Below are 11,530 nucleotides of genomic sequence, written 5' to 3'. Positions count from 1 at the left end.
GGTGTCGCACGGTTCGGTTGGGGGGCCCGAGGGGGGCGGGCCGCGCAGTCCCCCGCCCCCCTGTGGGCCGGCTCGAGCCCGCCCCGCGCCCGGGGCGCGGGGAACTGCGCGAGCAACCCCCATGCACCCGCACGGGCCGGACAACCGAACGGACCCCCACGTGTGCCGTCAGGCCACGAGGGGGTCCGCTCATTGGATCGCCGGGGACGCCCAACTCCCCGGCGTCGGCTGCCATATCAGCCGGTGGCCGTCACCCCCCGGCCGGCAGCCCGCCTCGGAAGGACCGTCGGCCAGTGCGCGAGCGCGGCCGTCGCGGCGTACCAGGCCACCGCCCCCGCCGCCACGGCGACCCAGCCGCCCACCTTGACCAGCGAGGAACTGTCGGCGAAGTTCGCGACAGCGAGCAGCAGCATCGACAGGAACAGCAGCGCGTGCAGGCCCTGTCCGAGCGTGTCGCCGCCCGCGAGGGTCAACGACAGTGCCACGAGGGCGAAGAGGAGCAGGAAGAGCCCGGCCGCGTTGGCCGAGGCGTTGGAGCCGGACGAGACGGCCCAGGTGAACCAGAGGGCACCGAGGGCCACATAGCCCGTGCCGTTCACGGTGTCACGGTCACGGAAGGCCAGCAGGCCGACGAGGAAGAGGGCGACTCCGCCCACATAGTGGGCGACTGACACGGCGTCGGACGTGGTGACGTCGTCGATCACGCCGGTGGTGCCGATACCGAACGCCAACAGGGTGATCCCCAGGGCGAGTCGGCCGGCCACGGTGGTGGTTCCAATTCCCGCAGAGACGTCGTTGTCCACGGCGGGCTCCCTTCATGCTTTGTGCAGTTGTACGCGGTGACCGATATATGCCCTTCACAAGGGCACAAACACCTCTACGCGCGAGTAGATTTACGCACGGCACAAAGGGAGCCGAGCCGTACCCACGGCGCATCTCACCTGGGAGAACGCGGAGTTACGGAATGACAACGACGGGCCGCTTGGCCCGCTTGGCGAGTCTGCCCGCGACGGAGCCGAAGATCCGCCCGACGATCCCGTGGGTCGACCCCACGACGATCGCGTCGGCCTCGTACTCCTGCCCCACCTCTTCGAGTTCGTGGCAGATGTCACCGCCGCGCTCGACGAGGATCCAGGGCACCTCGGCCAGGTATTCGGCGCAGGCGAGTTCGAGACCGAGCACCTCGGTTCGGTGGTCCGGCACGTCGACGAAGACGGGTGGCTCGCAGCCGGCCCACACGGTGGTCGGCAGTCGGTTGGCGACGTGGACGATGATCAGCCCTGCGCGGGAGCGATGCGCCATCCCGATCGCATAGGCGAGGGCGCGCTCACTGGAGGTGGAGCCGTCGAAGCCGACGACCACTCCGTGTTTGAAGGCGGGATCGCAGGAAGGGCGTGGCTCTTCCGCCGCCAGCGCATCGGCCGCCGTGGGGTCGGCGACCGGCCGCTTGCGGTCCGCTGGATCGAAGAATTCGTGACCGGCCATGGCTGTCTCGGCGTTGTGATCCTTTGTGGGAGGGGACGACAGTGTGCGGCGGAGCTGTGTCCGGGAAACATCTTCCCAACCCCATACCCCCAAGGGTACGGCGGCACGCCTCCTCAGCCCAGATCCCGCGCACGCTCCGTAGGGGACCTTCCCCGGAGTCGGTTAGGAGTTCCAGGGAGCATGCACGAGCCGCGCCCGTAACGCAATGGTTGCTGCCCCGTACAGGCGGTTTGCACAGGATTCGGACAGGAGCGGGGCCCACGCACGGTGACCGACCGCTCGAACACGCGTTGAACCCGGCGGCAGCACCATCAGGGAGCCGCGGCAGGAGCACCGCCCGGGAGACCAGGGAGATACGCACATGTCCGGACCGCGCCCGAAACCCGACCCGCGCCCCGCCCAGGACACCGCGGGCGACGTCGTCCGCTGGGCCGTGTTCTCCTGTGTCCTCGTCCCCGTGGTGCTCCTCTGGTACGGCACCTCGCTGGCCGGCGCCGGCGGCACCGCCCTCGGCCTGGCCGCCGTCACCGCCGCGTGCCGGTACCTGCTGCGCCGCTCGGAGCACGGGACGGCACTCCACCGAAAACACAACGGGAAACCGAACGGAAAACCGCACCGGGCGCCCCACCGGGCCCCACATCGGGCGCCGCATCGGGCCCCCCGCGGAGCGGTCCGGGGAGGCGGACGTCACACTAGGGGCACTACACCGGTCGACTGACCGGTTTCCGCGCACGGGAACGCTTCTTTTCAGCCAACTTCCCGACCCTGTGCAAGAGGTGCCCCGACCACCCCCCAACCCCCGTTCCACCTGCACGGAAAGGGTCCAGGGGACCCTCTGCACCCTACGCGGTTTGGCCACTGCCACGAGGCGTACTTCCCTGCACGGCCCGTGAGTGCAACGCTTCGTGATCGAATGCTTCACGCCAAGTTGTCATGTCGACAATCTGTGGCGTGTCGAACTGGTCAACGCGAGACCGCGGGAACCAGTAGATTCGATCTTGACGTCTTACGGCGGGGGACTCGTGCAGGACCGAGGGGAAACGTGCAGGAGCGACACAACCGAGGAGCCGCGACCACCGAGGGGGGCTTAGCAGTATGAGCCACGACTCCACTGCCGCGCCGGAAGCCGCGGCCCGGAAACTCTCCGGGCGACGCCGCAAGGAGATCGTCGCGGTGCTGCTGTTCAGCGGCGGCCCCATCTTCGAGAGTTCCATACCGTTGTCGGTGTTCGGGATAGACCGCCAGGACGCCGGCGTACCGCGCTACCGACTACTGGTGTGCGGAGGCGAGGAAGGCCCGCTGCGGACCACAGGGGGCCTGGAACTCACCGCGCCACATGGCCTGGAGGCGATCTCACGAGCCGGCACGGTCGTCGTACCGGCCTGGCGATCGATCACCGCGCCACCGCCCGAAGAGGCACTGGACGCGCTGCGCCGCGCCCATGAAGAAGGGGCCCGCATAGTCGGGCTGTGCACCGGCGCGTTCGTACTGGCCGCCGCCGGACTGCTGGACGGCCGCCCGGCCACCACCCACTGGATGTACGCGCCGACGCTGGCCAAGCGCTATCCGTCGGTGCACGTCGACCCACGCGAACTCTTCGTGGACGACGGCGACGTCCTGACGTCCGCCGGTACGGCGGCCGGAATCGACCTCTGTCTCCACATCGTGCGGACGGACCACGGCAACGAGGCGGCCGGTGCGCTCGCCCGCCGTCTGGTGGTCCCCCCGCGCCGCTCGGGCGGTCAGGAGCGCTACCTCGATCGATCTTTACCAGAGGAGATCGGCGCCGACCCGCTCGCCGAGGTCGTCGCCTGGGCGCTGGAGCACCTCCACGAGCAGTTCGACGTGGAGACGCTGGCGGCTCGCGCGTACATGAGCCGCCGGACCTTCGACCGCCGTTTCCGCTCGCTGACGGGCAGCGCCCCGCTGCAGTGGCTGATCACGCAACGGGTCCTCCAGGCGCAGCGTCTCCTGGAGACGTCCGACTACTCGGTGGACGAGGTGGCGGGCCGCTGCGGCTTCCGCTCCCCCGTCGCCCTGCGCGGCCACTTCCGCCGCCAGCTGGGTTCGTCCCCGGCGGCGTACCGGGCGGCGTACCGGGCGAGGCGGCCGCAGTCCGAGCGTGCCGACACGCCGGAACCGGCGCAGCTGGCACCGGCGGCCGCGCTGTCGGTGCCGTACCCCGAGGGCGTACTGCCGATGCAGACCCGCAGGTCAGCGGCGGTAGGCCTGTCGCCCAGCCTGCCGGGCCCCCGCACGGGCAGCTGACGCATCCGACCCCTGCCCACCCGACCACTCGGGTGGGCAGGGGTCCCTGCCTTCGGCCGCCCACCACCCGACCCGGTGGGACAAGGAGGCGAGCCCGAAGACAACGGCACTCGGCCACCCTCTTCCGACCACCGGGCGCCCGGCAGCCCCCAGAAGGCGGCGGCACCGACCGCGGGGGCCACAAAAGAGGACGTCAGCTTTAGGGTGGTCGCATGAACGATCGCATGGTGTGGATCGACTGCGAGATGACCGGCCTCTCGCTGTCCGACGACGCGCTCATCGAGGTGGCCGCACTGGTCACCGACTCCGAGCTGAACGTGCTCGGCGAGGGCGTGGACATCGTCATCCGTCCGCCGGCCAAGGCACTGGAGACGATGCCGGAGGTGGTGCGCCAGATGCACACCTCGTCCGGCCTGCTCGACGAGCTGGCCGGCGGCACGACGCTGGCCGAGGCCGAGGAGCAGGTCCTGGCCTATGTCCGGGAGCACGTGAAGGAACCCGGCAAGGCCCCGCTGTGCGGCAACTCCGTCGGCACCGACCGCGGCTTCCTGTCCCGGGACATGCCGGACCTGGAGGGCTACCTCCACTACCGGATCGTCGACGTGTCCAGCGTGAAGGAGCTGGCCCGGCGCTGGTATCCGCGGGCGTACTTCAACAGCCCGGAGAAGAACGGCAACCACCGCGCCCTCGCCGACATCCGCGAGTCGATCGCCGAACTGCGCTACTACCGCGAGGCCATCTTCGTACCGCAGCCCGGCCCGGACTCGGACACCGCGCGGACGATCGCCGCCCGCCACGTCCTGCCTGCGGAATAGGCGTTCGGGAGGGCCCCGCGGGCGCTCCCGTAAAGCCGTGCGCGAGCACCCCTTCGGACCCTGTACACTTTTTCTCGGCCGGTCGGAGAAACCACAGAATCACCGCCGGTCGTGGTGGGTGTAGCTCAGCTGGTAGAGCACCTGGTTGTGGTCCAGGATGTCGCGGGTTCGAGTCCCGTCACTCACCCTCACCGACCAGGGGTCGGCCTGCGGAAGCAGGTCGGCCCTTGGCGTTTCCGGTCGTCGGTGGCCGACGGGGTCGTCGAAAGACCTAGTGATTCGCCGCCACCACGTAAAGACCCCCGAGAACCGCGGCCGCGCAGACGACGGCCAGGGCCACCAGCGCACAGCCCAGCGCTCCCGCGGTTCCGGCGATCGCCGCCCAGCCGAACCGCGCCGCCCGTTCGGACCGCCGGAGCGCAGCCCGGTAGTCGCTGTCGTCGCACCAGTCGCGATCGGTCACGACAACCCCTCGCAGGACTCTGAACAACCTGGCTGTCTCGCCCCCGACCTACAGCGGCCCGTGGGCATGGGCGCGATCGTCCGGACAGATCCTACGAGGAGGCGCGGGTCACCAGTTCCGTCGGCAGTACCGCCTGCCGGCGCTCCAGGCCCCGGGACACGGCCGGGCGGCGGTCGGCGATCTCCGCGAGGAGGAGGTCGATCATCGCGCGGCCCATCTCCTCGATGGGCTGGCGGACGCTGCTGAGCGGCGGGTCCATGTGGCGGGCGATGGCCGAGTCGTCGTACCCGACCAGCGCCACGTCGTCGGGGATACGGCGGCCCAGCTCGCGCAGCACCTGGCGGGCGCCGGCCGCCATCACGTCCGAGCCGGCGAAGACGGCGTCCAGCTCGGGGCGCCGCTCCAGCAGCAGGGACATGGCCCGGCGGCCGCCCTCCTCGGTGAAGTCACCAGGAATGACGAGGAGTTCGTCCACCTCCCGGCCCGCGTCCCGCAGGGCGTCGCGGTAGCCGTCGACGCGGCGCTGGGCGCCGTACACGTCGAGGCGGCCGGCGATGTGCGCGATCGTCCGGCGGCCGCCGGCCAGCAGGTGCTCGACCGCCGACCGCCCGCCGCCGTAGTTGTCGGAGTCGACGGAGGTCAGCGTCTCGGCGGCGGAGCGCGGGCCGCTGATCACGGCCGGGATCTCCAGCTGGGCGAGGAGGTCGGGCAGCGGGTCGTCGGCGTGGACGGACACAAGGAGGACGCCGTCGACGCGATGGGCCGCGAGGTACTGGGCGAGCCGTTCCCGCTCCCGGTCGCTGCCCGCGAAGATCAGCAGCAACTGCATCTCGGTCTCGGAGAGTTCGGCGCCGACACCGCGGAGCATGTCCGAGAAGTACGGTTCCGCGAAGAAGCGGGTCTCCGGCTCGGGAACCACCAGGGCGATGGCGTCGGTGCGGTTGGCCGCGAGGGCCCGGGCGGCGGTGTTCGGAACATAGCCGAGTTCGGCGACCGCGGCCTCGACGGCGGCCCGGGTGGCGTCGCTGACCCGGGGCGAGCCGTTGATCACCCGCGACACGGTTCCCCGCCCCACCCCGGCCCGGGCGGCGACTTCTTCGAGGGTGGGCCGACCACCACTACGCCCCCGCGCTCCGTGGCTTGCCATGGGCTCCGCCCTTCTCGCCGCGTTCTTGTTGCTGGCCTGGAATGTAACAGCCTGGTCTTTCGGGATGACCTCTGCCGGGGGCCGCCGTTTCCCCGCCCCCCCGCTTCGGCCCGAACGAGGGCCCTCCGACCGCCGTTAGCTAACAGCCGGATAACCGAACGCATCCCTCCGCGTCCACTCCCTTGACACCCCGCCCCGAACCGACGACCCTTCAACACATCACTGGTGGGAGCGCTCCCACAGTACCTGACACATACACATCCCGCACGTTCCCCGCCCGAGCCGCAGCGAGAAACACACGGGCCCAACAATGCAGTTGGCCGGGGGGTCGGCACGTCAGGGCAACAGGAGGACGTAATGCGAGCACGTACCCGAACCGCCTCCCGCAAGGCGGTCGTCCTGGCGGCCGTCGTGTCGCTGGGAGGAGCGTTGCTGGCCGGCTGTGCCGACGACAGCGGTGGCGGCAGTGGCGGCACCAGCGGCGGTGGCAAGGGCAAGACGACGATCACGCTCGGCCTGTTCGGCACGTTCGGCTTCAAGGAGGCCGGGCTCTACAAGGAGTACGAGAAGCTCCACCCGAACATCGTCATCAAGGACACCTCGGTCGAGCAGAACGCGAACTACTACCCGGCGCTCGTCAACCACCTGACCACCAACAGCGGTCTGATGGACGTCCAGGCCGTCGAAGTCAGCAACATCGCCGAGGTCACCAGCACGTTCGCGGACAAGCTGGAGGACCTGTCCAAGGTCAGCGGCGTCTCGGAGAGCAACTGGCTGGACTGGAAGTGGAAGCAGGCCACGACCAGCGGTGGCCAGACCATCGGGCTCGGCACCGACGTCGGTCCGCTCGGCATCTGCTACCGCAAGGACCTCTTCCAGAAGGCCGGCCTGCCCACCGACCGCGACGCGGTCAGCAAGCTCTGGGCGGGCAGCTGGGACAAGTTCGTCCAGGTCGGCGAGAACTACAAGAAGAAGGCGCCCTCCGGAACCACCTTCATGGACTCCCCCGGTGGCCTCCTGAACGCGATCCTGTCCAGTGAGAGCACCAAGTTCTACGACTCCTCCGGCAAGATCATCTACAAGACGAACCCGGCCGTGAAGACCGCGTTCGACCAGACCGCGAAGGCCGCGCAGGAAGGACTGGTCCAGGCGCAGACCCAGTTCCAGCCGTCCTGGAACAGCACGATCGCCAACAACAAGTTCGCGGCGATGTCCTGCCCGCCGTGGATGCTCGGCTACATCAAGGGCCAGTCGAAGGCGGACGCGGCCGGCAAGTGGGACGTGGCCCAGGCGCCGAAGGCCGGCAACTGGGGCGGGTCCTTCCTGACCGTGCCCAAGAGCGGCAAGAACGTCGCGGAGGCCGAGAAGCTGGTCGCCTGGCTGACCGCACCCGAACAGCAGGCCAAGCTCTTCAGCGTGCAGGGCTCCTTCCCGAGCGCGCCGTCGACGTACACCTCGGCGGCGGTGACCGGCGCCAAGAACGACATGACCGGTGACGCCCCGATCGGCACGATCTTCGCCGAGGCCGCAAAGAGCAGCCCGGTGCAGGTCATCGGCCCGAAGGACCAGATCATCCAGGACGGTCTGGCCAACAACGGCGTTGTCCTCGTCACCAAGGGCAAGTCGGCCGAGGAGGCCTGGAACACGGCCGTCAAGACCATCGACAACAGCCTGGACAAGTGACCGCCATGACCACCCGGCACGACACCGCCGCGCCCCTCGCAGAGGAGGGGGGCGCGGCCCCGGCCCGCCCGCCCGCCGTTCCCACCGAGGCGGAGCGGCGGCGCCGCGCCCGCCTCTCGCGCCGCTGGCAGCGGGACATCAAGTGGAGCCCGTACGGCTTCATCTCGCCGTTCTTCCTGCTCTTCGTCGCCTTCGGGCTCTTCCCGCTGATCTACACGGGCTGGGCCTCGCTGCACACGGTCGAGCTGACCGCGCCCACCGACATGCAGTGGGCGGGGCTGCACAACTACACCCGGATCTTCAGCGACGACTTCTTCTGGAACGCGGCCAGGAACACCCTGACCATCGGGATCATCTCGACGGTTCCGCAGCTGCTGATGGCGATGGGGCTCGCCCACATCCTCAACTACAGGCTGCGTGCCTCGATCTTCTACCGGGTCGTGATGCTGGCGCCGTACGCCACGTCGATCGCGGCCGCCTCCCTGGTCTTCGTGCTGCTGTTCGGCCGGGACTACGGCATGATCAACTGGGCGCTGCACTTCTTCGGCGTCGGCAACATCGACTGGCAGAACGACAAGTGGCCGTCCCAGATAGCGGTGTCGACGATCGTGATCTGGCGCTGGACCGGCTACAACGCGCTGATCTACCTGGCCGCGATGCAGGCGATCCCGCAGGACCTGTACGAGTCGGCGGCCCTGGACGGCGCCTCGCGCTGGCAGCAGTTCTTCCATGTGACGCTGCCGCAGCTGCGCCCGACGATCCTGTTCACCTGTGTCGTGTCCACCATCGGGGCGAGCCAGGTGTTCGGCGAGCCGCTGATCTTCGACGCCAACAAGGGGGCGTCGGGCGGCGCGGAACACCAGTTCCAGACGCTCGGCCTGTACCTGTACGAGCAGGGCTGGGTGAACCAGCACCTGGGCCGCGCCTCCGCCATCGCCTGGACGATGTTCCTGATCCTGATCGTGATCGGGCTCGTCAACTACGTCATCTCGCGCCGGCTGCGCGCCAGTAGTTAGGAGACCGGCCGTGACGACGACCCTGAGCAAACCTTCTCCCACGGTCGAGCCCAAGCGCGTGCGGCGCTCGAAGTCCGCGCGCGCCGGCGGCACCATGCACGCGGGCCCGATCGCGTACACGATCCTCGTGCTGTTCTCCATCGGCTCGCTGTTCCCGCTGGTGTGGACGGCGATCGCCGCGTCCCGGAACAACAACCGGCTGGCCGAGACCCCGCCGCCGTTCTGGTTCGGCGGGAACCTCTTCCACAACCTCGACGTGGCCTGGACCGAGGCCAACCTCGGCAAGGCGTTCCTCAACACCACCATCGTGGCCGGGATTTCCGCGGTGACCATCGTCGTGCTGTCGACGATCGCCGGGTTCGCCTTCGCCAAGCTGCGCTTCCGGGGCCGCAACATCCTGATGCTGACCGTGATCGGCACCATGATGGTGCCGCCGCAGCTCAGCATCATCCCGCTCTACATGATGGTCGCCAAGCTGAACTGGGCGGACCAGTTGCAGGCGGTCATCTTCCCGTCCCTGGTGAGCGCGTTCGGCGTGTTCTTCATGCGGCAGTACCTCACCCAGGCGCTGCCGGACGAGCTGATCGAGGCGGCCAGAGTGGACGGCGCCAGCAGCTGGCGGGTGGTGTGGCACGTGGTGTTCCCCGCGGCGCGCCCGGCGATGGCGGTGCTCGGCATGCTGATGTTCGTCCAGGCCTGGAACGACTTCCTGTGGCCGTTCCTGGTCCTGACGCAGACCGGCAACCCGACCGTGCAGGTCGCCCTGGCGGGCCTGGGCCGCGGGTACACCCCCGACCAGTCCCTGATCATGGCGGGCGCGCTGCTGGGCACGCTGCCGCTGCTGCTCGTCTTCGCGATCTTCGGCAAGCAGATCGTGGGCGGCATCATGCAGGGCGCGGTGAAGGGCTGACCGCCCGCGGAACGACGGGGGCCGGGTCACCGCCGTCCCGGCCCCTCCCGTCCTTCCCGCCCCTTCCTCTCTCCTCATCTACCCGTCGGTCTCCACGACCTCCAATGGGAGCGCTTCCATGCCCATGCCTGAACCCATGACTTCCGTGACCTTTCCTCCCGCCTTCCTCTGGGGCGCCGCGACCTCCGCGTACCAGATCGAGGGGGCGGTGCGGGAGGACGGCCGCACCCCCTCGATCTGGGACACCTTCAGTCATACGCCGGGCAAGACGGCCGACGGCGAGACCGGTGACATCGCTGTCGACCACTACCACCGCTACCGCGACGACGTGGCGCTGATGGCGGACCTCGGCCTGAACGCCTACCGGTTCTCGGTCTCCTGGTCGCGCGTCCAGCCGACCGGCCGCGGCCCGGCCGTCCAGGTCGGCCTGGACTTCTACCGCCGGCTGGTCGACGAGCTGCTGGCCAAGGGCATCAAGCCCGCCGTGACCCTCTACCACTGGGATCTGCCGCAGGAGCTGGAGGACGCGGGCGGCTGGCCGGAGCGGGACACGGCGTACCGGTTCGCCGAGTACGCGCAGATCCTCGGCGAGGCGCTCGGCGACCGCGTCGAGCAGTGGATCACCCTCAACGAGCCCTGGTGCAGCGCCTTCCTGGGCTACGGCTCCGGGGTGCACGCGCCCGGCCGTACCGACCCGGCGGCCACCCTGCGCGCCGCGCACCACCTCAACCTCGCGCACGGCCTGGGCACTTCGGCGCTGCGCTCGGCGATGCCGGCCCGCAACCAGATCGCGATCAGCCTCAACTCCTCGGTCGTACGGCCCCTTTCCCAGGACCCGGCCGACCTGGTGGCGGTCCGGACCATCGACGACCTGGCCAACGGCGTCTTCCACGGCCCGATCCTGCACGGCTCGTACCCCCAGTCACTGTTCGCGGCGACGGCGTCGGTGACCGACTGGTCGTACGTCCAGGACGGCGACCTCGCCGCCATCCACCAGCCGCTGGACGCCCTCGGGCTGAACTACTACACGCCCACCCTGGTGTCGGCGACGTCCGGCACGGTGACCGGTCCGCGGTCGGACGGCCACGGCGCGAGCGCCCACTCCCCCTGGCCGGGCGCCGACGACGTCGCCTTCCACCAGACCCCCGGCGAGCGCACCGAGATGGGCTGGTCGATCGACCCGACCGGCCTGCACGACCTGATCATGCGGTACACGGCCGAGGCCCCGGGCCTTCCCCTCTACATCACCGAGAACGGCGCGGCCTACGACGACAAGCCCGACCCGGACGGCCGGGTCCACGACCCGGAGCGCATCGCCTATCTGCACGGCCACCTCTCGGCGGTGCGCCGCGCGATCACCGACGGCGCGGACGTGCGGGGCTACTACCTGTGGTCCCTGATGGACAACTTCGAGTGGGCGTACGGCTACGGCAAGAGGTTCGGAGCGGTGTACGTCGACTACGCGACCCTCGCCCGCACCCCGAAGTCGAGCGCCCGCTGGTACGCGGAGGCGGCCCGGACGGGAACCCTGCCGCCGGCCCAGTCGGCGGCCTGAGACCGGGGGCGCGGTCCAGGGGGTACCGCGCCCCCCTTCGCTTTCACAGAAGCCGCTTGGCGGGCCCGCCGGGGATCTTCCGGCGGTACGGCGGACGGTACGGCGGGCCCCAGCGGGGGGGGGGCGCGGGGGTCGCGGGCGCCCGCCCGCTGGGGAGAGTGGTGTGTGATGGAGTGTGTTGTCGTGTG

11 protein-coding genes and 1 tRNA gene are annotated in these 11,530 nt (G+C 69.8%); 8 read left to right on the top strand and 4 right to left on the bottom strand.

Annotated features, from left to right (window positions below; all coding sequences use genetic code 11):
* Positions 1-236: 236 nt before the first annotated feature.
* Together ACWGJB_RS44510 and ACWGJB_RS44505 are read right to left on the bottom strand one after the other, a co-directional pair.
* Positions 237-803, bottom strand: coding sequence for a GPR1/FUN34/YaaH family transporter (locus ACWGJB_RS44510; RefSeq protein WP_453385747.1), 567 nt, complete (start codon positions 801-803; stop codon positions 237-239).
* Positions 804-957: 154 nt separating this feature from the next.
* Complete coding sequence (locus ACWGJB_RS44505) at positions 958-1,485, bottom strand: universal stress protein (RefSeq protein ID WP_453385746.1); 528 nt, start codon at positions 1,483-1,485, stop codon at positions 958-960.
* Positions 1,486-1,846: 361 nt separating this feature from the next.
* Between ACWGJB_RS44505 and ACWGJB_RS44500 the strand changes: the two genes are divergently transcribed.
* From ACWGJB_RS44500 to ACWGJB_RS44485, 4 genes are all read left to right on the top strand, one after another.
* Complete coding sequence (locus ACWGJB_RS44500) at positions 1,847-2,203, top strand: hypothetical protein (protein WP_453385745.1); 357 nt, start codon at positions 1,847-1,849, stop codon at positions 2,201-2,203.
* 377 nt (positions 2,204-2,580) lie between these two features.
* Positions 2,581-3,753 carry a helix-turn-helix domain-containing protein gene (locus tag ACWGJB_RS44495; protein ID WP_453385744.1) on the top strand — a complete coding sequence of 391 codons (1,173 nt, stop codon included), beginning with the start codon at positions 2,581-2,583 and terminating at the stop codon, positions 3,751-3,753.
* 212 nt (positions 3,754-3,965) lie between these two features.
* Positions 3,966-4,568 (top strand): oligoribonuclease, encoded by a 603-nt coding sequence (gene orn, locus ACWGJB_RS44490; RefSeq protein WP_450756068.1) that lies wholly within the window; start codon positions 3,966-3,968, stop codon positions 4,566-4,568.
* 114 nt (positions 4,569-4,682) lie between these two features.
* Positions 4,683-4,755: transfer RNA gene (locus tag ACWGJB_RS44485), tRNA-His, on the top strand.
* An 84-nt stretch (positions 4,756-4,839) separates the two neighbouring features.
* Here ACWGJB_RS44485 and ACWGJB_RS44480 read toward each other — a convergent pair.
* Together ACWGJB_RS44480 and ACWGJB_RS44475 are read right to left on the bottom strand one after the other, a co-directional pair.
* Entirely contained in the window at positions 4,840-5,031 is a 192-nt protein-coding gene (locus ACWGJB_RS44480; protein WP_453385743.1) for a hypothetical protein, read from the bottom strand.
* A 91-nt stretch (positions 5,032-5,122) separates the two neighbouring features.
* On the bottom strand, positions 5,123-6,178 hold the full coding sequence (locus ACWGJB_RS44475; protein ID WP_453385742.1) for a LacI family DNA-binding transcriptional regulator: 1,056 nt from the start codon (positions 6,176-6,178) through the stop codon (positions 5,123-5,125).
* 357 nt (positions 6,179-6,535) lie between these two features.
* Here ACWGJB_RS44475 and ACWGJB_RS44470 point away from each other — a divergent pair, with 357 nt between their 5' ends.
* The 4 genes from ACWGJB_RS44470 (at position 6,536) to ACWGJB_RS44455 (ending at position 11,342) form a co-directional block, all read left to right on the top strand.
* Positions 6,536-7,861, top strand: coding sequence for an ABC transporter substrate-binding protein (locus tag ACWGJB_RS44470; protein ID WP_453385741.1), 1,326 nt, complete (start codon positions 6,536-6,538; stop codon positions 7,859-7,861).
* Positions 7,862-7,866: 5 nt separating this feature from the next.
* Entirely contained in the window at positions 7,867-8,877 is a 1,011-nt protein-coding gene (locus ACWGJB_RS44465) for a carbohydrate ABC transporter permease (RefSeq protein WP_453385750.1), read from the top strand.
* Between the two features lie 10 nt (positions 8,878-8,887).
* Positions 8,888-9,787: a carbohydrate ABC transporter permease gene (locus tag ACWGJB_RS44460; protein ID WP_453385740.1), complete on the top strand. Its 900-nt coding sequence runs from the start codon at positions 8,888-8,890 to the stop codon at positions 9,785-9,787.
* A gap of 136 nt (positions 9,788-9,923) precedes the next feature.
* Positions 9,924-11,342: a GH1 family beta-glucosidase gene (locus ACWGJB_RS44455; protein ID WP_453385739.1), complete on the top strand. Its 1,419-nt coding sequence runs from the start codon at positions 9,924-9,926 to the stop codon at positions 11,340-11,342.
* Positions 11,343-11,530 lie beyond the last annotated feature (188 nt).

This window comes from Streptomyces sp. NPDC054813 (assembly GCF_053611365.1).
The sequence above is the reverse complement of the archived record's forward strand: the minus strand, read 5'-3'. Positions and strand labels throughout refer to the sequence as shown.